This window comes from Amycolatopsis sp. NBRC 101858, assembly GCF_030269325.1.
Taxonomy (GTDB): Bacteria; Actinomycetota; Actinomycetes; order Mycobacteriales; family Pseudonocardiaceae; genus Amycolatopsis; species Amycolatopsis ponsaeliensis.
The window spans coordinates 107935-129874 of the sequence record NZ_BSTD01000004.1 but is presented as its reverse complement, the minus strand read 5'-3'; the positions used below and the strand labels follow the sequence as shown (position 1 = coordinate 129874).

Genomic DNA, 21940 nt, shown 5'->3' with positions numbered 1-21940 from the left:
GACCGGCCACGTCGATGCTGCTCGCCCCGCAAGGTCTCTGCAAGGTCGGCGAGCAGGGCGTGGCGAAATCGTGTTCCCGGGAACATCCCAGTCCGAGGAGGGGCCATGCACGAGTCGCCGGTGCCATTGCTGGAAAATGCCGCTCGAGGTGCCGAATGGGCCTGGCGCGATATCGTCGAACGATATTCTTCGCTGGTCCTGTCTGTGTGCGCGCAGTACCGGCTCGGCAATGCCGACGCCCAGGACGTCAGCGGCGCGGTGTGGCTGCGGCTGGTCGCGAACCTGACGCACATCCGCGAACCGGAGGCGCTGCCCGGCTGGCTGCGCACCACCACCCGGCACGAGTGCCTGCGGCTGCTGCGTCACCAGAACCGGCAGGTCCCGACCGACGACCCGCTGCTCGGCGAGCTGACCGAGCCCGCGTTCGACGCCGGGCTGATCGGGGCCGAACGCCGCGCCGCCGCCCGCCGCGCCTGCGCCCGGCTGCCGGTGCGCGACCGCGAGCTGCTCGCGCTGCTGTTCTGCGACCCGCCCAAGTCCTACCGGGAGATCAGCGCGACGCTCGGCATCCCGGTCGGCTCGATCGGGCCGTCGCGGGCGCGCTGCCTGGCCCGGGTGCGGCGCATGCCGGCGATCGCGGCGCTGCTCGCCGGCGATGCGGGCGACTCGGGTGGTCATGCTCTCCGGAGCGAGCGAGGGGCTGCTTGATACGCCGGGTTCACGGGCGCTGGTTCTGGAACTGGAACTGCACGCGCACCGAGCCGTCGAGCGGGACGACGACCGTCGCGCTGCCCGCCGACCACCGGTCGGCCACCAGGAACATCCGGTCCTTGCCGTGGATCAGCAGGCGCAGGTTCCGGTAGCGGTAGTGGAAGGTCTGTCCGTCCGAGGCCGGCAGCTTGGTCTCCTGGACGCCGGGGCTGCGGAGGAACAGGCTTTCCTTGGTGTCGAGGATGACGCTGGGCAGCTTGTCCAGGCGGCTCGCCTCGTACATCGCGAGCCCGCGGCCCGACCACTGCGCCACGGTCGCCGTCAGCCAGAACGCGCTGACGGCGATCACGACGTACCCGAGGGCCGTCGAAACCCGGCGAAGCGGCGTCGGGTCCGGCGGCTCCCGCGTGAGCCGCCGGACGAAGGAGCCGTACCGGACCAGCGTGCTGCCGGCGGCGATCAGCAGCGGGGTGACGAGCCCGTACAGCCGCCAGTCGCGCAGGAAGGAGTATCCGGCCAGCAGCAGGAGCCCGGCGGACAGCGCGGCCAGGCCCGTCACCTGGCCGGCGCGGCCCAGCCGGGTCGCCGCCCGGGTCCGCCGGCGGACGGCGGCGTGCACCGCGACCGCGCCGGCACCCGCCGCGGCGAACACCAGCAGCGGCGTGAGCAGGGGCTGCGGGCTGCGCATGATGTAGTCCTGCGTCCCCAGCCCGACCGTGTCGACGTCCACGCCGAAGTACTCGTACTGCGAGCGCGCGGAGACGTACCCGAAGTAGAACAGCAGCGTGCTGACCAGGGTCAGCGGCGGGATGACGGACTTGCCCGCCTCGACGAAGCGCTCGAAGCGGCCAGGCTCCGGTGTCACTCGGACGCGGTGGTTTCGGGCGTCGGCGGTTCAGCGCTCTCGTCCGGCTGGGTCAGGCGGATCGAGTTCGGCTGCACCCGGCTGCGGAGGTCCTCGCACGAGCACTCGGCTTTCCCCGCGACGGTCAGCCGCGTGTCGCCGCCGGTCCCGAGCGCTGTCACCGCGACCGAACAGGTGTCGCCGTTGGCGTGGAAGGTGAATCCCGTGCAGGCGTCCGTCCCACCGCAGCCACCGCCCAGGCGGAAGACCCCCGGCCGCTCGAGCCGGATCGCGGTGACTTTCACGCCCGGGCCGGGCGAGACGTCGGACTGCAGCCAGCTGACGGTGACGCACTGGTTCACGGCGGTCGTGTCGTCGGCGCCGCCGCCGATCGGCAGCTGCGGGATCGAGATGGCGACGCCGTCGTCACCGGATCTCGGCGTCTCCGGCCCGGTGGGCTCCATGCTCGGGGCCGACATCGACGGCTCCGCGGTGCCGGAGTCCGGGGCACGGGGACCGGCGGGGTCCGAGCAGCCGACGGCGAGCACGGCGACCAGGGCGAGACTGCTGGTGCGGAACAGGTTCATCGCGGTACCTCCTCGGCGTTCGGAGCCGCGAGGAAGCGCGGTGATACGCCGCCGTGGTGCACCAGACGGCCAGGGCGCCGAAAGCCAGCCCCGCGCCCAGGACGGTCGAGCCCGGCCAGCCCGCCGCGGCGAACGTCCTCGTCGTCGCCGCGGCGCCGGATGCCGAGCCCAGCGAGTAGAACACCATGTACGCGCCGATCGTCGTGCTGGTGCGTTCGGGGAACGCCGTCGTCAGGGCGTGCTGGTTGCCCACGTGCACGACCTGGACCGCGAAGTCGAGCACCACCACGCCGGCGGCGAGCGGCACCAGGGACCAGCCGAGCCCGCCGATCGCGAGCCACGAGCCGAAGAGCAGGACCAGCGCGATACCCGTGACGCGCCCCGCGTGGCCGGCGTCGCCCCAGCGCCCGGCCCGCGCCGCCCCCACGGCACCCGCCAGCCCGGCGATGCCGAACAGCCCGATCTGCGTCTCGCTCAGGTGCCACGGCTCGCCGGCCAGCGGGAGCGCCAGGCCGCTCCACAGCGTGCCGAAGGAGGCGAACAGGAAGAACGCGATCAGTCCGCGGCCGAGGAACAGCGGCCGGGTGAAGAGCCCGAAGAAGGAGCGGAGGATCTGCCCGTAGGGCTCGGCGCCGGTCCGGACGTCGGGCGGCAGCGCGACGAGGCACAGCACGCAGAGCATCGAAGCCAGCGCGGCCAGGGCGAAATAGCCGCCGCGCCAGCCCCACAGGTCCGCCAGCGCTCCCGTGACCACCCGGGCGCCGAGGATGCCGGCCACCACCCCGGACGTCACCACACCGATGTTCCGCCCTCGTTCGTCCGGCGGCGACAGCGACGCCGTGTACGCGACCGTCGTCTGCACCACCACCGCGAACAGGCCCGCGACCGCGAGGCCGCCGAACGCCACCCCGGCCGTGGGTGCGGCCGCCGTGACCGCCAGGCCCACCGCCACCAGGCCCAGGTGCGCGGCGATCAGGCGCCGCCGGTCGAGGCGGTCGCCCAGCGGGACCAGCAGCACCAGCCCGATCAGGTAGCCGAACTGGCCCACCGCCACGAACCAGCCGACGGAGTCGCGGGGCACGCCCAGGTCGTCGCCCATCGGGCCGAGGACCGGCTGCCCGGCGTAGACCCCGGCGACCGCGACCCCGCACACCACGGCCGGCAGCAGTCTCGTCCCGCGTTCCACCACGCCTCCCTGATTGGTTGCGATTTGCAACCCTTCGGAGGGTAGGTCAGAATGGTTTCATAACGCAACTCATCGGAGGTGACGCGATGTGGACGGACCCGAACTGCCCGGTCGCGCGGACCGTGGACCTGATCGGCGATCGGTGGAGCCTGCTGATCGTCCGGGACGCGATGGACGGCGCCCGCTCGTTCACCGACTTCCAGCAGCGCACGGGCATCGCCCGCAACGTCCTCGCCGACCGGCTCCGCAAGCTGGCCGCCCACGACGTGATCGAGCAGGTCGAGGCACCGTCGGGCAAGCGGCGGCAGTACGCGCTCACCGCGGCCGGCCAGGACCTCTTCGCCGTGATCGTGACGCTGCGGCAGTGGGGTGAGCGGCACGCCTTCGAGGCCGGCGAGCCGCACTCGGTCCTGGTCGACGAACACGGCGCTGTCGTCCCGCCCGTCGTCCCCACCGCCCCGGACGGATCACCGCTGACCAGCGGCACGACCGTCGTGCGGAAGTGAGTCAGGCCAGGGGAAAGCGCTTGCCCAGCCACTCGGCGATCTCGGCGGCGGCGAGCTCGTTGCCGGTCGGTTCACCGTCGGCGATGGGGCCGCCGAAGTGGAGGCCGCGGACGGTCGCCGTCGTCAGGTCCGCGGCGCCGAGGGCGCCGATCATGCGCCGGGAGTCCGCCGGGAACGCCGCCTGGTCGCCGGTCAGCTCGACGAACAACGTCGGGACCGTGACGCCCGGCGCGCACCGGACGAAGTCGGCGTTCGAACTGAGCCCGGACCACGTCGACAGCCACGCTTCCGGCGTCGCGAGCCGGCCGAAGCCGACCAGGCCGTAGTCGATGAGGTCGGGGCGCTTGCCGAACAACGAGCCGTACGGGCGTTCGCTGGGATCCAGGGTCAGGTCGACCGTGCGCGGGTCGGCGTCGGTGCGGAACACCGTGATGACCCGGGGCGCCAGCGAACGACGGCGGTCTTCGGCCCGGCCGCCGGCCTTGAACTCCTTGCGCGCGGCCGCGGTCTCGGCCAGGTGCGCGCGGGCCACCGCGTCGACGCGGGCGACGCGGTCGCGTTGCGCCGCGCGGTAGCGGTCCAGGAATTCCGTGGTGTAGCAAGAACTCCCGGGTGGCTCGGCGAAGCCGTTGGCCAAGGAGAACGGGTCGAGCTCGGGGACCACCGACAGCGGGTCCGTCTCGTCGGCGACCGACGGGTCGATGCAGGCGAGCAGCAGCTTGCCCTGACCGGGGTGCGGCGCCAGGAAGACGACGCCGTCGGGCACCGGCATCTCCGCCTCGGCCAGCCGGGTCGGCCGTCCGCCGGGAGTGGTCTCGACGCGGTCGGTGCGGGCCGCCTGCTCGCAGTAGTACGCGAAGAGCGTGCCGCCACCGGAGTGGCCCAGCAGGACCCGGGACTCGAAACCCTGCTGCCGCAGGAAGACCTGGCCGGCGGCGACGTCGTGCAGCGCCTGTTCGTGGACCAGGTTCAGGTCGTTGTTGACCGAGCGGGTGTGCTGCGTCCACACCGCGACGCGGGCGCGCAGCAGCAGCGGGACGAGCGGGTGGTGCGTCAGGTCCTGCCGCGGGTGCATCAGCGACACGACCGTCCGCGCACCGGGCACAGTGGACAGGATGCCCCGCACGGTCGCGCCGTCCGCGGTGGTCAGCTCGTGCAGCGTGGAGGCCGGCCGCTCCCCCGCCGCGACGTACCGGCCGGCGCCCAGGCGCTCGCTCACACCGGCTCCACGCGCAGTGCGTCCTTGTCGTGCTGGGTGATCCGGCTGCCGCGGGCCACCCCGGCGATGCACGAGTACCAGACGGCGTGGCGGCAGCCGGTCGCCCGCCGGTCGACCACGATCGCCCCGGCCGCGCTGATCTCGAAGTACGGCCCGATCCGGCCGACCGCGACGGCGGGGTTCTCGGCGGCGATCTTGGCCACGGCGGTGTTCTCCGGGACGTCGAGGACGTACAACGTCGTCATCGCGCGGGCTCCCAGTCCGCCGCGCGCTCGACGATCAGCTCCGCCTTGCGTGCCAGCAGCTTCCCGAACGACGGCTCGGGCTCGCCGACGACGTCGAGCAGGGCGTCGATGGTGAGGTTCGCGTCCAGGTCTTCCTGGGGCGTCACCGGACGCATCGCGCGGGTGATCTCGAACATGTAGCCGTTCGGGTCGTGGGTGTAGATCGACTCGATGGTCTCGTGCTGGATCTGCATTTCGACCGGCCAGTCGCTCGCGTCGAGCCGGCGGCGGTACTCCAGCAGGTCGGCTTCGTCGTTCACGTGGATGGCCAAGTGCCGCGACCGCACGAAGTACTCGGGCACGTCGGCGCCGAACCGCGCGTAGACATCCCCCTTGACGCCCGGCTCGCCGCCGACTTCCGGCTCGGTGCCGAAGTAGTAGAAGAACGCGATCCGGTCGTCGTTGCCGATGTCGAAGAAGAAGTGGATGAAGTCGGGGTGGTTCTCCGGGCCCCAGCCCGCCGCGCAGATGGAGTGCACGACCGGGAACCCCAGCACGTCCCGGTAGAAGCGCACCGTGGCGGCGGGGTCGAAGGTGGGGAACGCGACGTGGTCGACGCCCCGCACCCGGTGGTCCAGCTCGGTCATGACTGCCTCCCGCGTGGTCTCGTGACGTTCACGGTACGCGGGAGTCAACGGATGCGTCAATATTCTGACGCATGTGCCAAACGCCACTCAGACGTCGAGGATGCGCTCCAGGTGGTCGAGGTCCTGACGCAGCATCTTCAACGCCGCCGCCGGACCCTCACCGTCGAGAACGTGCTGGTCAGCACGCTGCAGCGCACCCACAGCCATGTCGGCGAGCTGCTCGACCACGGCCTCGGCGCCGTCCCGCCCGCCGGGGTGGAACCACCACGCCACCCAGTTGCACATGCCCAGCACGCCCAGCGCCGCGACGCGCGCGTCGACCGGCCGGAACCGGCCCGCGCGCACGCCCTCCTCGATGACGCCGGCGATCGTCTTGAGCACCGCGCGGCGACCCTCGTCGTAGGCCTCGGTGAGCGCCGCGGGCAGCTCGGCCTCCGACCGGATGAGCAGCCGGAACCGCTCGGGCTGCCGGGCGCGGCGGCCGACGATGATCTCCACGATGCCGCGCAGCTTGCGCTCCGGGTCGAGGTCGCGGGCCACCAGCTCGGTCAGCTCCTCGAGGGGCCCGTTGGTGACCTCGGTGACGAGCTTCGCGAGCAGCTCTTCCTTGCTCTTGACGTAGTAGTAGAGCGCGGGCCGCGTGATGCCGAGCGCGTCGGCGATGTCCTGCAGGCTCGTGCCGGCGAAGCCGCGCTCGGCGAAGAGCCGGGTGGCGTGCTCGTAGAGCTCGTTCTCCACCAGTTCCCGCCGCGCGGTGGTCCCCTTTTCGCGGGACCCGCCCCGCGGTGTGCTGCCGCTCATCCCAGTGATGGTAGAGGTCCCGCGAGCAGCCGCCCGGCTCCCGGCAGCCGCGGCGCGAGGTTCAAGCTCCGCAACAGCACGTACGCGCCCGCGGTGGCGGCCGACAGCACCGGCAGCCCGAACTCCGTTTCGGCGGGCTCGACCAGGTCCAGCGACGGCATCTGGACGCAGGCCGAGATGACCAGCGCGTCGGCGTCGGCCAGGTCCAGCCCGCGCGCGGCGGCCAGCACCCGGTCGCCGGGGATGCACCCGACCTCGGCGTTGTCCGCGACTTCGAGCGCGACCCAGTCCACCACGTCGAAGCCCTCGGCCCGCAGGTAGGAGACGACTTCTTCGGCGAGCGGACGCAGGTACGGCGTCACGAGGGCGATGCGCCGCGCACCGAGCGCACGCAGTCCTTCGACGAGCGCCCCGGCGCTGGACAGCACGGCCGGGTGCGCGTCACGGCCCGCCAGCTGAGCGGTGACGGCCTTCTCGGTCCGCTCGTGCTCCCCCGGCCCCTGCGCCATCACCGCGACCAGGCAGGCGTAGAGCAGCGCGTCGACGCCCGCGTCGGCCAGCTCGTCGACGCAGCGTTCGCGTTGCGCGTTCATCGCCCGCAGCTCCTCCGGCGACACCTGGTGCATGCGCATCCGGCTGCTGTGGAAGGAAAACGCGGCGGACGGGTGGCGCGCGAGCAGCGCCGGGATCTCGGTCTCGACGGTGACGTTCGAGCTCGGGACGACGAGCCCGATCCGGTGCGGGGTCACGGGGTTCCTCCTTGTTCGGCGGCGAGCTTCGCGGCGATCTCCGCCTGCAGGCGCTTCTTGTCCAGTTTTCCGACGAGGGTGCGGGGGATTTCGGCGACGACTTCGACGCGCTCGGGCCACTTGAACTTCGCCACGCCCTGCTCGGCGAAGTGCCGCTGGACCTCGGGCAGGTCGAGCGGCCCGCCGGCCACGAACGCGCAGGTGCGCTCGCCGAGGCGCGGGTCGGGCATCGCCACGACCGCGGCCGCGGTGACCAGCGGGTGGCGCAGCAGGAGCAGCTCGACCTCTTCGGCGTTGATCTTCTCGCCGCCGCGGTTGATGACGTCCTTGATCCGGCCTTCGATCGACACGTACCGCTCGCCGTCGATGACGCGCACCGCGGCGAGGTCGCCGGTGCGGTAGAAGCCGTCGGCGGTGAACGCGCGGGCGTTGTGCTCCTCGGCGTCGAAGTAGCCGCGCAGCGTGTACGGACTGCGGCAGCACAGCTCGCCGACCTCACCGTCCGGGACTTCGTCGTCCAGGCCCGGTTCGAGGATGCGCACTTCGTCCAGTTCGGACAGTGGGGTGCCGACCGTCGTGGCGCGCGCGAGCCGGGGTGCGCCCGGCCGCGTCGTCAGGAACAGGCCCTCCCCCATGCCGAACAGCTGTCCCGACCACAGGCCACGGCGTTCGAGGTCGTCGAACAACGCCGGCGGGACTTTGCTGCCGGACAGCACCACCTGCGTCAGGGCGGCCGCGGCGGCGGCGAACTCCGGGTGGCCGACGGCCCGGAAGTGCCCGTGCCCCAGCAAGACGTGCGTGGCCGCTTCGCGCGCCAGCAACGGGAGCGACACGTCCAGGTCGGCGGTGCCGAGGATCAGCGAAGCACCGACGCTGTGCGAAGCGTGCAACGCGCAGACGATCCCGGCGTTGTGCACGATCGGGATCAGGTGGGCGACGCGGGTTTCCGGGGACCAGCCCCAGGACTTCGCGTAGGCGAGGGCGTTGTACCAGTACTCGGCGTGCAGCCGCGGGATCACCTTGGGCACGCCGGTGGTGCCGCCGGAGAGCTGGAACACCGCGACGTCGTCCGGGTCGATGCCCGCCTGGATCTCCTCGACGGTCTTGCGCGCGGCCTCGGCGTCGACGTCCCGGCCGAGACCGTCGACGGCGATGCCGCGCGGGTCGTCACCCAGCACCAGCACATGCCGCAGGGTCGGGTGGTCGCGGCCTTGCTCGAGCGCGAACCCGACGAGGTCGAACCCGCCGGTCTCGACGAGGTGCGCCACGGCACCCACCCGACGGCTGATCTCCCCGATCTCGTGCCCGCGGTGGGCCGCCAGGGTGCACACCGGCACCAGGCCGGCCTTGAGCACGCCGTACCAGGCGAGCACCGTGGCGAGCCGGTTGCCGGCCTGGAAGAGCACGGGGTCGCCGGGTTCGAGGCCGAGCCCCGCCAGCCCTGCGGCCAGCCGATCGGTGCGCTCGTCCAGCTCGCGGAAGGTGACCCGGCCGTCGAACGCGACGACGGCGTCGCGGTCCGGGTGGGCGAGGGCGACGCGGTGCAGCTGGCCGGCGATCGTGCGGGTGTCCCACAGGCCGCCGTCCCGGTAGGCGCGCACGGCGTCGGCCGGGTAGGCGACGACCTTGTCACCCCAGCTCATGCGGTCTCCTCGATCAGGTCGGTGCGGGCGCCGACCAGGCCGGCGGCCAGGTCGTCCCGCAACGCCGCGGGCCCGGCCACCAGGATGACGCCGCCGGCTTCGAGGCGGACGCGCTCGGCGAGGTCCAGCCGGGTGAGCAGGGCGCCGCGATCACCCGGTCCGGTGAACCGGAACCCCGGCGCGCCGCGTTCCCGGGCCGCGCGGGCGCGAGCCACGACCGCGTCTCCGGCGGCGTCCCACGGGTCGGTGACGACATCGTCGATCGTGACGAGGTCGGCGGGCGGGGTGGCCTGCTGCTCGAGCACCCAGTCGACGAGCCCGTCCGCCGGTGGCGGCGTCCCGGCGTACTGGGTCAATGCCGTGGCGACGAGGTCCGGGCTGGTGGCCGCGAAGCGGTCCAGGGGCACGTTGCCGGCGCGGGTCATGTAGGCGACCATCAGCCGCTCGACCGGCAGGTGCAGCCGCGCCGGGAACGACTCCCACCACAGCTGGCTCCGGCGGGCCAGCTCCTGCAACCGCTCGACGGCGGGTCGCCGGTCCGCTTCGTACCGGGCGAACGCCTCTGTGGCGTCCGGCGCGTCCCGCAGCGCTTCGACCAGGCCGATCGCGTCCTCCATGGCGAGTTTCGTGCCGGAGCCGATGGAGAAGTGCGCGGTGTGCGCGGCGTCGCCCAGCAGCACGGTGTTCCCGGCCGACCACCGGGCACAGTGGACGGTCCGGAAGCGCAGCCAGCGCGTGCGGTTGCCGATCAGCCGGTGCCCGCGCAGCGGCTCGGCGAAGGCGTCTTGCAGGTACCGCAGGGAAATCTCGTCCGACTCCCCGTCCTCGACGTCGTGGTCGAAGCCCGCCCGGCGCCAGGTCGCTTCGTCGGTCTCGATGAGGAACGTGCTGTTCCCCGTGCCGTACGGGTAGGCGTGCGTGACGAAGACGCCGTGCTCGGTCCGCACCGGTTCGAACAGGGCGTCGTCCAGCGCGAAGTCGGCCCCGCACCACAGGTACAGGCCCCGCCCGGTGCCGATTCGCGCCCCGAACGCCCCCTGCTCGCGGGTCACGCTGCCGACGCCGTCGGCGGCGACCACCAGGTCGGCGTCGAGGTCTTCGGCCGAGCGGCGGGCGCCGAAGTTCAGCTCCACTCCGGCTTTCTCCGCGTGGCGCTGCAGGATGGCCAGCAGCTCGGTGCGGGCCACCCCGACCAGGCGGTCGTTGCGGACCCGGGCGACGTGGCCGTCGACCCGCAGGGTCATGTCGTGCCGGCAGCCCGCGGCGACGACGTCGCGCAGGGTGTCGGGATCGGCCGCGGCCAGCTTGCGCTGGGTGCCGGCGGCCAGGCCGACACCGAACCCGAAGGTGGTGTCCGGCTCGCCCTGCTCGTGCACGGCGACTTCACTGGACGGAAACGCGAGCTTGAGCAGTCGCGCGGCGTAGAGCCCGCCAGGCCCTCCGCCCAGCACCGCGACCCGGCGTGGCTGCATCCCGACCTCCTTGTTTGACCAGTACGTCGACTATTTGACGATACGGACGAGTCGTCGTCAAGAGGGTTGACTCTTGTCACATACGTTGAATAGTCTACGCCACAGTTAGCAGCTTTCTCCGCGCAAAGGAGCGTGAGTCATGGCCTATGTCATCGGCGTGGACGTGGGCGGCACGTTCACCGACGCCGTTCTCGACGACGACGCCGGGACCGTGCTCGCCGCGAAGTCCCCCTCGACCCCGCCCGACTACTCCCAGGGCGTGCTCGACGTGCTCGGCCTGCTGGCCGAGCAGCTCGGGAAGTCCCTGCCGGAGATGCTGGCCGAGACCCACCACATCGCCCACGGGACGACGTCGTCGCTCAACGCGCTGGTGACCGGCAACGTGCCGCCGGTCGGCTTCCTCACCACCAAGGGCCACCGCGACTCGATCTTCATCATGAACGTCGAGGGCCGCTACCTCGGGCGCTCGCCGCACGAGCTGCAGAACGTGCTGGGCCAGAAGAAGGACCACGGGCTGCTCCCGAAGCGGCTCGCCCTCGAGGTGACCGAGCGGGTCGACCGCGACGGCACCGTCGTCGTCCGGCTCGACGAGGACGAGGCCCGCGCCGCGATCCGCACGCTGCTGGCCGACGGCGTCCGCGCGATCGCCGTCTCGCTGCTGTGGTCGTTCCGCAACCCGGCGCACGAACAGCGGATCCGCGAGCTGATCGCCGAGGAGGACCCGGACGTCTTCGTCGCGCTGTCGTCGGAGGTGAGCCCGCGCATCCGCGAGTTCGCCCGCAACGCCACCACGATCATGAGCACCCAGATCGGGCCCGGCCTGCGCGACTACCTCACCACCCTGGAAGACACGCTGCGCGAGAACCGGCTTTCCGGGCCGCTGCTGGTGATGCAGAGCAACGGCGGCGCGGTCGCCGCGCGCGAGGCGCCGGCCGCGGCGATCAGCACCGTCGGGTCCGTCCTCACCGGCGGGGTGATCGGCTCGGTCGCGCTGGGCCGCCAGCTCGGCCACCAGGACATCATCTCCACCGACGTCGGCGGCACGACGTTCCTCGCCGGCCTGGTGGTCGACGGTGAACCGGTGCGCGACACCACGACTGTGATCAACCACCACCCGATCAACGTCCCCACCCTGCGGGTGGACGCGATCGGGTCCGGCGGCGGCGCGATCGCCTGGCTCGACGCCGGCGGGAACCTGCGGATCGGGCCGCACAGCGCCCAGGCCGTGCCGGGCCCGGCCTGCTACGGCAACGGCGGGACCGAGCCGACCAACACCGACGCCAACCTGGTCCTCGGGATCCTGCCCGAACGCGGGCTGCTCGGCGGCCGCAAGCCGCTGTCGCTGGAGCTGGCGCGCGAGGCCATCGACACGCACATCGCCAAGCCGCTCGGCCTCACCGTCGAAGAAGCCGCGGCCGCGATCTACACCGTGCAGAACGCGCAGACCGGCGACCTGCTGCGCAAGACCGTCGTCGAAGCCGGGCACGACCCGCGCGGGTTCGTGCTCTACGCGTTCGGCGGCGCCGGCCCGGCGCACTGCGCGGGCTACGCGGCCGAAGTCGGGTGCACCGAGGTCGTCGTCCCGCTCGGGCCGGTCGCGTCGGCGTTCTCCGCGTTCGGGCTCGCGTCGTCGGACATCGTGCTGGCGGCCGAGCTGTCCGACCCGCTGAACGTCCCCTTCGACCCGCAGCGCGCCGAACGCAACTTCGACCGGCTCGAACAGCGCGTCCGCGAGGGCCTGGACCGGCAGGGCCTGAAGTTCGAGAAGGTCGAGCTGTATCGCGAAATCGACATGCGCTATTCGATGCAGCTCGCCGAGGTCACCACACCGGTCGTCCAGGGACCCCTGGACACGGCGGCGATCGAGGAAGCCGCCACCGGGTTCGAAGAGCGTTATGCCGCGCTGTACGGCAAGGACGCCGGGTTCCGCGAGGCCGGGATCCAGGCCATCACGTTCCGGGTCCGCGGCGTCGGCATCCTGCCGTTCAGCCCGAAGCTGCCGGAGGTTCCCGCCGCGGATTCCCCCGCCACTCCGGCCGGCACCCGGCCCGTCTGCCTCGACGCCGCCGCCGGGTACGTCGACACCGCCGTCTACGACTACCGGGAACTCCGCAGCGGTCACGTGCTGACCGGCCCGGCCATCGTCGAGGTCCCGACCACCACCGTCGTGGTGCCCGCCGGCAGCACCGGCACCGTCGACCACCTCGGCAACCTCACGATCAGGAGCGCCGCATGAGCATGCCGATCCCCGGCTCGGAGCAGTTCTCCAGCCGTCCCGTCGACCTCGGCGAGCTCCGGCGCTCGCTGCCGTCCTCTTTGGACGTCCACAGTGTCACCCAGGACCAGATCGACGCCCTCGACCCGCTGACCTACGAGGTCATCCGGCACCGGCTGTGGTCGGTCACCGACGAGATGGGTGAGGCGCTCAAGCGCATGTCCGGCTCGCCGATCGTCACCGACGCCAACGACTTCGACTTCGCCATCTCCGACGAGCTCGGCCAGGAGGTCCAGGTCGGGCTCTACAACACGATGCTCGTCGGCGCGGTCGACCTCGCCATCTACTGGACGCTGCGCAACCGCGCGGCGAACCCGGGTATCGAAGCCGGCGACATGTTCCTCACCAACGACCCGTGGGTCGGCGGCGGGCTGCACCAGAACGACGTCATGGTCTACCAGCCCGTCTTCCACGACGGGAAGCTGTTCGCCTGGACCAGCGCCATCGCCCACCAGCCGGACCTCGGCGGCGTCGGGCTCGGCTCCTTCTCCCCCGCGGCCGAGGACGTCTTCTCCGAGTCGCTGCCGACGCCGCCGGTGAAGGTCGTGCGCGGCGGGCAGCTGCAACGCGACGTCGCGGACCTCTGGGTGCGCCGCTCGCGCGTGCCGATGCTCGTCGGGCTCGACCTGCGCGCGAAGGTCGGCGCCAACAACGTCGGCGCCGAACGCCTGCACGCGCTGATCGACCAGTACGGCCCCGACACGGTCAAGGCCGTCATGAAGCGGATGATGTCCGACGCCGAAAGCCGGTTGCGGGACAAGCTTTCCGCGCTGCCGGACGGCAGCTGGTCGGCCACCGGGTACCAGGACCAGTCCCACGAGGGCGACCGGAACCTGCACAAGATCACGGTCACCACCACCAAGACCGGCGACCACCTGACGTTCGACTTCACCGGTACCGACCCGCAGGCCGGCGTCATCAACTGCACGTACGCGGGCATGCGCGGCGGTGTCATGCTGGCGCTGCTGCCGATCCTCGCGGGCGACATCCCGTGGTCGGCGGGCGGGCTGATGCGCTGCTTCGACCTGGTGACCGAGGAGGGGACGCTCAACAACGCGACGTTCCCCGCCGCGGTCGGCCGCGGCCCGATCGGCCCGGCCTGGCTCACCGGCAACCTCATCGCCGAGTGCCTCGCGCAGATGCTCGACCGGGACCTGGAGCTGGGCAAGAGCGTCCAGGCGACGTGCTGCGGCACCTGGGACACCGCGGTGATCGCCGGGCTGGACGAGCGCGGCGAGGCACCGGCGCCGTTCCTCAGCATCATCATGGAACCGATGGCCGGCGGCTACGGCGCCCGCCCGGACGCCGACGGCATCGACACCGGCGGCCTGTTCTGCATCCCGATGGGCCGGGTTCCCGACGTCGAGATGACCGAGTTCCTCTACCCCGTCCTGACGTTGTGGCGGCGCGAGGTCCCCGACTCCGGCGGGCCCGGGCGGCACCGCGGCGGGCTCGGCGCGTCGATCGCGATGACCCCGCACGGCACGAGCGTCCCGATGGGCCTGGTGCTGGCGTCGGCGGGCAAGGCGATCGCGCAGAACGGCGGCCTCGCCGGCGGGCACCCGGGCAACAGCGGCCTGGACGTCGTGGCGCGGCAGAGCCCGGTCGCGTCCCTGCTCGCGTCCGGCCGGATGCCGTCCACGATGGACGAGCTGGGGTCCTCTTTGGAGCCGGGGCAGAACTACGCGTCGAGCTACCTGGCGCCCGGCGAGGTGTTCGCGATGACGTGGCAGGGTGGCGGCGGCTACGGCGACCCCCTCACGCGCGATCCTGCCGCCGTGGCTCGCGACCTGCGTGAAGCCAAGATCACTCCGGAGGCGGCGCTCGACGTCTACGGGGTCGTCGTCCGCGACGGTGTGGTGGACGACACCGCGACGACGGCCGAACGTTCCCGGCAGCGTGAGCACCGCCGGTCGCGGTCGACCGTGCCCGGGCCGTCACTGGGCAAGGCGGGCCCCGGCGCCCGCCGCCTCGACGACAACCTGGTCGAGCCCGCGGACGGCGGCCTGGCGTGCGGCCACTGCGGCGAGCTCCTCGGCACGGCGGACGGCGAACCGGCGGTGGCGGTGTACGAGGGACCCCCGACGGACGCGGGCCCCCAGATCATCGCGACGGCGGCCGACTACGTGGACGCGCCGGTGGTGTTCCGCCAGTACTGCTGCCCGTCCTGCTGGACGGCGGTGTACTCGGGCGTCGTCCCGGCGGACCACCCGAACTCCCTGCAGGCACTCGGTCACCTGGTCGGGTGATCAGCCGCCCAGGGCGGGGCCGATCCAGCGGCGGACGAGGGCCCGGATCCCGTCGTCGGTGAGCGGCGGGGTCGAGGGGTACTGCAGGAACGACAGGAAGAGGCGCATCAGGATCTCGGCCAGCCCCTGGAGGTCGTCGTCGGTGGTGACGCCGACGGCGGCCCAGTCCACCGGGACGTTGCGGAGGATCCTTGCGCCGTAGGAAAACGCCAGCGGCGAGATCACGCCGACCGTGAAGAAGTCGGCTTCGCCCGCCTGCAGCAGCAGGCCCAGGTGACGCTCGCCGGGCAGCGTCCGGACCGCGAACACCACGGACTCCACGGCGACTTCGGTGGGACTGCCGAACGACGTGAGGTGGCGTTCCATCCGCCCGGCGAACTCCTCGACGCCGGCCAGGGCGACGGCACGCAGGATGTCGTTCAGGCTCGGGAAGTAGCGGTAGACGGTCTGCCGCGTCACCCCGGCCTCGGCGGCGACGTCGGACAGGCTGGTCTTCGCGAGCCCGGCCCGGTCCAGGCACGCCGTCGCCGCTTCGACGATCCGGCGGCGTGCCTCGTCCTCCGTGCCGGGCGGGTTGCCCTGCCATCCGTGGTGCCCCATGCGCCCCATCCTCCCCGACCGGGCGGGCTCAGACCGGGGCAGGGGCCCGCGCCTTCCGGTACAGCGCGACCAGCACCAGCCCGGCCGCGGCGAAGCACGCGAGCGCATACGGCACGCTCCCGGCCGGGCCGCTGCCGTCGGCGGCGATCCAGAACACCGCCAGCGCTCCCAGGTATACGGCGGGATAGATCCGCACGAAAGCGGACTGCGGTGGGCGTTCCGCCCGGTTCGTGACGAGGATCGCGATGCCGGCCACCCAGACGAGCGCCAGCTCGGCGCCGAGGATCCAGGCCTGGGCGGTGGTGTTGCCGTCGAAGAGGCTCGACGGGATCCCGGCGATCGCCATCGCCGGCGGGGTGAGGACACCGGCCACCAGGGTCCGCACCACCAGCGGCCACCCGCGCCGGGGACCACCGGCCAGCCGCACGACCAGGTAGGTGAGAGCACCGAACGAGACGGACGCGAACAGCAGCACGCTGGTCATCGGCACCGACGCCAGCGCCGGGTGGTTGACGATCCGGTTGCCCGGGTTCCAGGCCCACCACCGCAGCCGCGGGCCGAGCTGGTCGAAGACCTCGTAGAACACCTGGCAGGCGAACGCGACGGCCACCGCACCCGCGAACGGGCCCCGACCGCGGAAGATCCCGAGCGCCCGCACGAGCTCGTAGGCGAGCTGGCTGAAGGCCGGGTAGAACGCCACGATGTAGAGCGGCAGCCGGTCCGCCATGAACTGCACGGTGAACTCGTTGTGGGCGAAGATGAAGCCGTAGATCCGGTCGAGGCCGAACCACTCCGGGAAGTACAGCGGCGGTTCGGTGACGAAGAGGTAGACCAGCGAAGCCCACCACAGCGCCAGGTTGACGGGATCGCCCGCGCGGTAGCGCTTCACGGCGTGCACCAGCGCGAAGACGGCGCCGCCGACGACGAGAAGTTCGAGCAGCGGCATCGTCCAGTGCGCGAGCGTCCAGGGGAGGCGGACCGAGACGACCGGGGCGACGTCGTGGCAGTCGAAGCCGAGCCCGCGGGTGAGGGCGTCGGCGTCCGGCCCGCACGCCACGCTCATCGCGCGGTCGCCGTCGAATAGTCCGTGGCGGGCGGCTCGGCCTGGGCGTCGAAATCGAACGGGACCCGGTGCCGGCCGAGCGCCGCGCGGACGCGGTAGCGCACGAGCCCCGCGATGACCCGGGGGTTGCGCAGCATGTCGCCCAGCGACTCGTCGAGGTTGAACACCTTGGCGAAGTGCTCGTCTACGACTTCGTCCTCCCGCGCGGCCCCGACGATGAGGCTGAACGCGGGCGCGGAGACCGCCGCGAGGATCCGGCGTTTCCACTCGCGCGGCTTCTCGGTGCCTTCGGCGCACGCGTAGCCCTGGTCTCGGGCCATCGCCAGGCTCCACGGCACGGCGAGCAGCTTGCGTTGCGCAGCAAGGAACTTCGCGGAGAACTTGGCGTCGAGCCGGCCGGCGCGGGCGAGGTGGTCGCGCAGCAGCAGGGCCGAGCCGGCCGCGGAGCTGATGCCCTGCGCGTAGAACGGGTTGAACGCGCAGATCGAGTCGCCGACGAAGACCAGCCCCTTCGGCGGGGTGCGCAGGCGGTCGTAGCGGCGCCACTTGTTGCCGGTCGAGCGGGTGAGGTGGACTTCCGAAGTGGGCGCGCACCGGTCCATCGCGGCGGCGAACATCGGCGTCCGGACCCGGCGGGCCGTCTCGACGAACGCGTCGGTCGTGCGCGGCATGTCCAGGCCCCACGACCCCATGCAGGCGATGACGCGGTTGCCCTCGACCGGGAAGAAGTTCACCAGGTACTCGTGTTCGGCGGGGTGCTCGCCCTTGTCCGGCGTCGGCATGATCACCAGGTGCCGCCACCACCAGGTCGCGGGCCGCGGCGCCGGCAGCTCGTACCAGCGCGAGGTGTAGGTGACCTTGGCGTCGAGCGTCCGGGTCTCCGGTTCGGGCCAGCCCGCGGCGGCCAGCCAGGCGCTGACGGAGGAGCCGCGGCCCAGCGCGTCCACGACGAGGTCGGCGTCGATGTGCTCGTCGCCTTCGGAAGTGGTGAAGGCGACGCCGGTGATCCCGCCGTCGCGCGTGGTCAGGCCGGTGACCGCGGTGCCTTCGCGGATCTCGACATCAGCCAGCTCGCGCACCTTGTCGCGCAGGACGCGCTCGATGAGGATCCGCGAGCTGTAGACCATGGTCATCGCGCTGCGTTTGCGGGCCGACCAGCCTGCGCCGTCGAGGTAGGCGGCGTCCATGGACGGCATCAGGTGCAGCCCGCCGGCGGCGATGAGGTCGGCTTCGAAGCCGTCGAACAGCGCCCCGATCGCGCGGCGGCCCGAGTTGAGGAGGAAGTGCGGGTGCTTGCTCTGCGGCACCCCGCGGCGGTGCTCGGCGCCGGCGGGGAGCTCGTCGCGTTCGAGGACGAGGACCCGGTCGAAGTACGGGGCGAGGGCGCCGGCGGAGCACAGGCCGGCGGCACTGCCCCCGAGGACGACGGCGGTCTTGCCGAGCCGCATGCGGACCAACTCCCCACGTCGAATCATACAAAGTGACGACGAATGTATGAATGAGCGCGCGTGAGTGTCAAGGCTCCGATCGGCGGTGTGGAGCCAAGGCGCGGGCGAACTCACGCGGAGCACGGTGCCGTCCGGGTCCGCGAGGCGCAGCTCGTACATCCCCCACGGCCGCACGAACGGCGGCTCGGCGATGGCGGCTCAGGTCGGCGACCAGCTGGTGGGTCCGGCGGGTGAAGATCGCGGGCCCGGAGTGGCACCGCGCCAGTCTTCGGCGAGCAGGCCGAACAGGAGGTCGTCCGTCCACTCCCCCTTGAGCCACGTGTGCCGGCGGCGATGGCCCTCCATGCCGAAGCCGAGCCGCTCCAGCAGCCGCGCCGACGCCGTGTTCCGCGCGTCGCACTCCGCGGACACCCGGCGCACGCCCGTGGCGAACACCCGGTCCAGCACGCACCGCACCGCTTCGGACGCGTAGCCGTTGCCCTGGTGGGCCCGGGCGATCGTGAACCCCGCCTCGGCCTGCATCCGGTTGCCGGCCCAGCAGATCCCGACGTCGCCGATCAGGACGCCGTCACGCTCCACGGCGTACTGGAACCACCCCGGCTTGCCCTCTTCGGCGGCCGCGAACCCGGCCACGAGCCGCCGGGCGGCCGCCTCCGGGACCGGTGCGTCCCACCCCTGGTAGCGCGCCACCTCGGGATCGGAGCGGTACGCCGCGAACGCCGTCACGTCCCCGCCGGCGAACCGCCGCACGACCAGCCGCTCGGTCCGCACCGGCAGTTCGCTCATCCGCCCAGGTTACGAGCTTTCAGCGCGCCGATCCGTGGGAGCCGCGGATGCGCAGGCCGTCCGACTCGATGATCAGTTCCGTCGGGCAGTCGTTCACCCCGACACCGGCGAACCGGATCGGCTCGCGGCCGGCGCCCACCAGCGTCGTGGTGCCGTTCTTCTCCTCCACCCGCACCGTCCGGGGCCCCGAACGGGTGTCGAACACGTGCAGGCTGCCGAAAGCGGCCTCGAGGTCCGGCCAGGCTTCGGGCGAGCGGGCCCCGCCCAGGACGACGGACGGCAGCGGCTGCGGCTCCCCGTCGAGGAGGACCTCCATCCGCCCGGACTCGCCCGTGTCGATCCGCAGGCCCGGTTCGTCCTCGTTGTCGAGGGTGAGCTCGACGTACCCGCCGCGAGGAGCCGTTTCGCGGATTTCGAGCTCACCGCCCGGCCGGACCAGGAACTCGGCCGGGTAGCGGGCCACGACGGCCAGGAGCGGGTGGCGAAGGCCGTTGACGATGCGGATCGACTTCACCCGCTGCGCTGTGGTTTCGGTCAACGGACTAACCCTTCGGAGTAGCTGCGAATCGGCAGATCGTACCTCCGGCATTCCCGTCTTCGGCGCACCCCTAGGCATCCCTAGGGGTGATGCGGAGGACGCAACAGATCGGGCCACGAGTCCAATTCGGACACCCGGTGCAGCAGAATGGGCCACGGAGGTGACGGCGGTGGACAAGCTGGGCATCGACCTGCACCTCGACGTCGGCGAACCGCGGGCGCGGTCGATCGAGTCGGCGCTGCGCGAGGCCGTCACCACCGGCCGGCTGCCCGCCGGAACCCGGCTGCCCGGCACCCGCTCGCTGGCCGAGGACCTGGGGATCGCCCGCGGGACGGTCGTCGCCGCGTACGCCCAGCTGGTCGCCGAGGGGTGGCTGGTCGGCGAAACCGGGTCCGGCACCCGGGTCGCCGACGTCACGCTCCCCCGTGCCCCGCGCGACGCCCCGGTGCGGCCGGTCATCGACCTGCGCCCCGGCAGGCCGGACCTCAGCCTGTTCCCGCACGGCCGGTGGTCGGCCGCGATGCGGCGGTCGCTGGCCACGGCGGACACCGCCGGCCTGGACTACGGCGATCCGGCGGGCTCGCGCGCGCTGCGCGAGGCGGTCGCGACGTACGTCTCCCGGGCTCGCGGCGTGCGGGCCGAAGCCTCGGCCGTGGTGATCACCAGCGGCTTCACGCACGCTCTCGCGGTGCTGGCCCGGGCGTTGCGCGGTGCGGGGACGATCGCGACGGAGGACCCCGGACTCGCGCACCACCGCCGGCTGATCCACGACGCCGGGCTGGAGACCGCACCGCTGCGCGTCGGCCCGGACGGCGCCGAACCGGCGGACATCCCCGCGCGGGCCGGCGCGGTGCTGCTGACGCCCGCCCACCAGCACCCGCGCGGGGTGGTGCTGAGCGCGGCGGCGCGCGCCGGGTTCGTCGCGTGGGCTCGTGACCACGACGGGTTCGTCATCGAGGACGACTACGACGGCGAGTTCCGGTACGGCAAGCGGCTGGTCGGGGCACTGCAGGCCCTCGACCCCGATCGGGTGATCTTCGCGGGGAGCACGAGCAAGACGCTGGCCCCCGGGCTGCGGCTCGGCTGGCTGGTCGTCCCGCGGCGGCTCCGGATCCCGGTCCTCGACGCGCTGGCGGCGACCGGGGCCACGGTCGGCGTCCCCGGCCAGCTCGCCCTGGCCGACCTGCTCGACCGCGGCGACTACGACCGGCACGTCCGCCGCGCGCGAGAGCACTACCGGAAGCGGCGGGCCGAGCTGGCCACCCGGCTCGCCTCGGTGACGGGGGTGCCGCTCGACGGCGTCCCGGCCGGGTTGCACGCACTCCTGCCGCTCGCCTCGGCGAAGGAGGAGCGGCGGCTGGTCGACGCGGGTCTCGGTGCCGGTCTGCAGCTCGCGGGCGTGCACGCCGCGGGGTACTGGCAGGCCGCCCGTGGCGGCAAGGCCGGGCTGATCATCGGCTACGCGACACCGCCCCAGCACGCGTGGCGGCCGGCACTGGACGCGCTGACCGACGTGCTCCGCGGCGCGGCGATCACGCCCTGGTGAAGCCGTCCCGCCACGACACGAAGCCCGGCACCCAGCCCAGTTCCTTGCGCGCCCTGGCGTTGTCCGCCCCGCGGGCCCAGCCCGTGCGCTCCCCCGCCACTCGGGCCGGTTCCGGAGCGCCGACCGCCGCGCAGAACACCGGGACCCACTCGTACCCCGCCGCGGGCTCGTCGTCGCACACGTTGACCGCTCCCGTCGGCCACTCCAGTGCCGCGACCGCCGCCGACGCCGCGTCGTCGACGTGCACGAAGCTCGCCACGTCCGCGTTCGCGGGCAGGGTGCCTGCCGACGCCTGCCGCGCCATCAGAGCCCCGGGCTCGTACCACGTTCCGGGGCCGTACAACGTGCCGTAGCGCAGCACCACCCACTCGGGCAGCTCCGCGACCGCCGTCTCCAGCGACGAGACACCCTCGACCGTCGCCACCCGGTCGGGTGCGCCGTGCAGGTCCAACGGCGTGTCCTCGGCGGCAGGCGCGTCACCCGGCTCGTAGGCCCACGCGATGCTCTGCGCGACGATCCGGCGCACACCGGCCGCTTTCGCGGCGTCGACCAGGGTGCGCGTCCCGGCCACCCGGACCTTCGCGTTGGCCGCGCGGTCGCCGGCGCCGAGGTCGGTGAGCTGGTGCATGACGACGTCCGGCCGCGCGGCCGCCACGGCGTGCGCGAGCCCGCCCGCGTCGTACACGTCACCGACGACGGCCGCCGCCCCCAGCGCCTCGAGCTTGCCGGCCGACGCCGGGTTCCGGGTCAGGCCCACCACTTCGTGGCCCGAGGCGAGCAGCGCGGGCACCACCCGGCGGCCCACGGCGCCGGACGCGCCGGCGAGGAAGATCCGCATGTCGTTCT

At 72.6% G+C, this 21940-nt stretch carries 21 protein-coding genes; 5 read left to right on the top strand and 16 right to left on the bottom strand.

Annotated features, from left to right (window positions below):
• The first annotated feature begins 105 nt into the window (after positions 1 to 105).
• Complete coding sequence (locus tag QSK39_RS29290; RefSeq protein ID WP_285481059.1) at positions 106 to 708, top strand: RNA polymerase sigma factor; 603 nt, start codon at positions 106 to 108, stop codon at positions 706 to 708.
• A 10-nt stretch (positions 709 to 718) separates the two neighbouring features.
• On the opposite strand, the gene QSK39_RS29285 is transcribed toward QSK39_RS29290, so the two are convergent.
• From QSK39_RS29285 to QSK39_RS29275, 3 genes are read right to left on the bottom strand one after another with little or no spacing between them, the layout of a single operon-like run.
• On the bottom strand, positions 719 to 1576 hold the full coding sequence (locus QSK39_RS29285; protein ID WP_285481058.1) for a hypothetical protein: 858 nt from the start codon (positions 1574 to 1576) through the stop codon (positions 719 to 721).
• Positions 1573 to 2034, bottom strand: coding sequence for a hypothetical protein (locus QSK39_RS29280; protein ID WP_285481057.1), 462 nt, complete (start codon positions 2032 to 2034; stop codon positions 1573 to 1575). Before QSK39_RS29280 ends, QSK39_RS29285 begins: the two co-directional genes overlap by 4 nt.
• The gene (locus QSK39_RS29275) at positions 1982 to 3328 is read right to left on the bottom strand and encodes an MFS transporter (protein WP_285481056.1); all 1347 of its coding nucleotides are present in this window, start codon (positions 3326 to 3328) and stop codon (positions 1982 to 1984) included. The genes QSK39_RS29280 and QSK39_RS29275 overlap by 53 nt, the downstream gene beginning before the upstream one ends.
• 86 nt (positions 3329 to 3414) lie before the next feature.
• Between QSK39_RS29275 and QSK39_RS29270 the strand changes: the two genes are divergently transcribed.
• Complete coding sequence (locus QSK39_RS29270) at positions 3415 to 3834, top strand: winged helix-turn-helix transcriptional regulator (protein WP_285481055.1); 420 nt, start codon at positions 3415 to 3417, stop codon at positions 3832 to 3834.
• A 1-nt stretch (position 3835) separates the two neighbouring features.
• Here QSK39_RS29270 and QSK39_RS29265 read toward each other — a convergent pair whose 3' ends face one another.
• From QSK39_RS29265 to QSK39_RS29235, 7 genes are all read right to left on the bottom strand, one after another.
• Complete coding sequence (locus tag QSK39_RS29265; protein ID WP_285481054.1) at positions 3836 to 5053, bottom strand: alpha/beta hydrolase; 1218 nt, start codon at positions 5051 to 5053, stop codon at positions 3836 to 3838.
• A complete protein-coding gene (locus tag QSK39_RS29260) occupies positions 5050 to 5298 on the bottom strand; it encodes a hypothetical protein (RefSeq protein ID WP_285481053.1) in 249 nt (82 codons plus the stop codon). The genes QSK39_RS29265 and QSK39_RS29260 overlap by 4 nt, the downstream gene beginning before the upstream one ends.
• On the bottom strand, positions 5295 to 5924 hold the full coding sequence (locus QSK39_RS29255) for a VOC family protein (protein ID WP_285481052.1): 630 nt from the start codon (positions 5922 to 5924) through the stop codon (positions 5295 to 5297). The genes QSK39_RS29260 and QSK39_RS29255 overlap by 4 nt, the downstream gene beginning before the upstream one ends.
• An 87-nt stretch (positions 5925 to 6011) precedes the next feature.
• The gene (locus tag QSK39_RS29250; protein ID WP_285481051.1) at positions 6012 to 6725 is read right to left on the bottom strand and encodes a TetR/AcrR family transcriptional regulator; all 714 of its coding nucleotides are present in this window, start codon (positions 6723 to 6725) and stop codon (positions 6012 to 6014) included.
• Positions 6722 to 7474 carry a maleate cis-trans isomerase family protein gene (locus QSK39_RS29245; protein WP_285481050.1) on the bottom strand — a complete coding sequence of 251 codons (753 nt, stop codon included), beginning with the start codon at positions 7472 to 7474 and terminating at the stop codon, positions 6722 to 6724. The genes QSK39_RS29250 and QSK39_RS29245 overlap by 4 nt, the downstream gene beginning before the upstream one ends.
• Positions 7471 to 9117, bottom strand: a complete 1647-nt coding sequence (locus QSK39_RS29240) for a (2,3-dihydroxybenzoyl)adenylate synthase (protein WP_285481049.1) — start codon at positions 9115 to 9117, stop codon at positions 7471 to 7473. Before QSK39_RS29240 ends, QSK39_RS29245 begins: the two co-directional genes overlap by 4 nt.
• Positions 9114 to 10589 (bottom strand): FAD-dependent monooxygenase, encoded by a 1476-nt coding sequence (locus QSK39_RS29235; RefSeq protein WP_285481048.1) that lies wholly within the window; start codon positions 10587 to 10589, stop codon positions 9114 to 9116. Before QSK39_RS29235 ends, QSK39_RS29240 begins: the two co-directional genes overlap by 4 nt.
• Positions 10590 to 10728: 139 nt before the next feature.
• Between QSK39_RS29235 and QSK39_RS29230 the strand changes: the two genes are divergently transcribed.
• Positions 10729 to 12825 carry a hydantoinase/oxoprolinase family protein gene (locus QSK39_RS29230; protein WP_285481047.1) on the top strand — a complete coding sequence of 699 codons (2097 nt, stop codon included), beginning with the start codon at positions 10729 to 10731 and terminating at the stop codon, positions 12823 to 12825.
• On the top strand, positions 12822 to 15113 hold the full coding sequence (locus tag QSK39_RS29225; protein WP_285481046.1) for a hydantoinase B/oxoprolinase family protein: 2292 nt from the start codon (positions 12822 to 12824) through the stop codon (positions 15111 to 15113). Before QSK39_RS29230 ends, QSK39_RS29225 begins: the two co-directional genes overlap by 4 nt.
• Here the strand turns inward: QSK39_RS29225 and QSK39_RS29220 are convergent, their stop codons facing one another.
• The 5 genes from QSK39_RS29220 to QSK39_RS29200 all read right to left on the bottom strand — a co-directional run bounded on the left by QSK39_RS29220 (position 15114) and on the right by QSK39_RS29200 (position 19548).
• Positions 15114 to 15713 carry a TetR/AcrR family transcriptional regulator gene (locus tag QSK39_RS29220; RefSeq protein ID WP_285481045.1) on the bottom strand — a complete coding sequence of 200 codons (600 nt, stop codon included), beginning with the start codon at positions 15711 to 15713 and terminating at the stop codon, positions 15114 to 15116.
• 28 nt (positions 15714 to 15741) lie between these two features.
• A complete protein-coding gene (locus QSK39_RS29215; protein ID WP_285481044.1) occupies positions 15742 to 16776 on the bottom strand; it encodes a hypothetical protein in 1035 nt (344 codons plus the stop codon).
• Complete coding sequence (locus QSK39_RS29210) at positions 16773 to 18224, bottom strand: FAD-dependent oxidoreductase (protein WP_285481043.1); 1452 nt, start codon at positions 18222 to 18224, stop codon at positions 16773 to 16775. Before QSK39_RS29210 ends, QSK39_RS29215 begins: the two co-directional genes overlap by 4 nt.
• A 198-nt stretch (positions 18225 to 18422) precedes the next feature.
• Entirely contained in the window at positions 18423 to 19010 is a 588-nt protein-coding gene (locus tag QSK39_RS29205) for a GNAT family N-acetyltransferase (protein ID WP_285481042.1), read from the bottom strand.
• Between the two features lie 19 nt (positions 19011 to 19029).
• Entirely contained in the window at positions 19030 to 19548 is a 519-nt protein-coding gene (locus QSK39_RS29200; protein ID WP_285481041.1) for a hypothetical protein, read from the bottom strand.
• A 169-nt stretch (positions 19549 to 19717) separates the two neighbouring features.
• Here QSK39_RS29200 and pdxR point away from each other — a divergent pair, with 169 nt between their 5' ends.
• Positions 19718 to 21094, top strand: a complete 1377-nt coding sequence (gene pdxR, locus QSK39_RS29195; RefSeq protein WP_285481040.1) for a MocR-like pyridoxine biosynthesis transcription factor PdxR — start codon at positions 19718 to 19720, stop codon at positions 21092 to 21094.
• Here the strand turns inward: pdxR and QSK39_RS29190 are convergent.
• Complete coding sequence (locus QSK39_RS29190; RefSeq protein WP_285481039.1) at positions 21081 to 21932, bottom strand: NAD-dependent epimerase/dehydratase family protein; 852 nt, start codon at positions 21930 to 21932, stop codon at positions 21081 to 21083. The genes pdxR and QSK39_RS29190 overlap by 14 nt on opposite strands.
• Positions 21933 to 21940 lie beyond the last annotated feature (8 nt).

Excerpts from the sequence above, each read along its gene's own strand:
- QSK39_RS29290 (WP_285481059.1), top strand. The coding sequence starts at position 106 with ATGCACGAGTCGCCGGTGCCATTGCTGGAAAATGCCGCTCGAGGTGCC.
- QSK39_RS29280 (WP_285481057.1), bottom strand. The coding sequence starts at position 2,034 with ATGTCGGCCCCGAGCATGGAGCCCACCGGGCCGGAGACGCCGAGATCC.
- QSK39_RS29270 (WP_285481055.1), top strand. The coding sequence starts at position 3,415 with ATGTGGACGGACCCGAACTGCCCGGTCGCGCGGACCGTGGACCTGATC.
- QSK39_RS29260 (WP_285481053.1), bottom strand. The coding sequence starts at position 5,298 with ATGACGACGTTGTACGTCCTCGACGTCCCGGAGAACACCGCCGTGGCC.
- QSK39_RS29255 (WP_285481052.1), bottom strand. The coding sequence starts at position 5,924 with ATGACCGAGCTGGACCACCGGGTGCGGGGCGTCGACCACGTCGCGTTC.
- QSK39_RS29250 (WP_285481051.1), bottom strand. The coding sequence starts at position 6,725 with ATGAGCGGCAGCACACCGCGGGGCGGGTCCCGCGAAAAGGGGACCACC.
- QSK39_RS29240 (WP_285481049.1), bottom strand. The coding sequence starts at position 9,117 with ATGAGCTGGGGTGACAAGGTCGTCGCCTACCCGGCCGACGCCGTGCGC.
- QSK39_RS29235 (WP_285481048.1), bottom strand. The coding sequence starts at position 10,589 with ATGCAGCCACGCCGGGTCGCGGTGCTGGGCGGAGGGCCTGGCGGGCTC.
- QSK39_RS29230 (WP_285481047.1), top strand. The coding sequence starts at position 10,729 with ATGGCCTATGTCATCGGCGTGGACGTGGGCGGCACGTTCACCGACGCC.
- QSK39_RS29225 (WP_285481046.1), top strand. The coding sequence starts at position 12,822 with ATGAGCATGCCGATCCCCGGCTCGGAGCAGTTCTCCAGCCGTCCCGTC.
- QSK39_RS29220 (WP_285481045.1), bottom strand. The coding sequence starts at position 15,713 with ATGGGGCACCACGGATGGCAGGGCAACCCGCCCGGCACGGAGGACGAG.
- QSK39_RS29215 (WP_285481044.1), bottom strand. The coding sequence starts at position 16,776 with ATGAGCGTGGCGTGCGGGCCGGACGCCGACGCCCTCACCCGCGGGCTC.
- QSK39_RS29210 (WP_285481043.1), bottom strand. The coding sequence starts at position 18,224 with ATGCGGCTCGGCAAGACCGCCGTCGTCCTCGGGGGCAGTGCCGCCGGC.
- QSK39_RS29205 (WP_285481042.1), bottom strand. The coding sequence starts at position 19,010 with ATGAGCGAACTGCCGGTGCGGACCGAGCGGCTGGTCGTGCGGCGGTTC.
- QSK39_RS29190 (WP_285481039.1), bottom strand. The coding sequence starts at position 21,932 with ATGCGGATCTTCCTCGCCGGCGCGTCCGGCGCCGTGGGCCGCCGGGTG.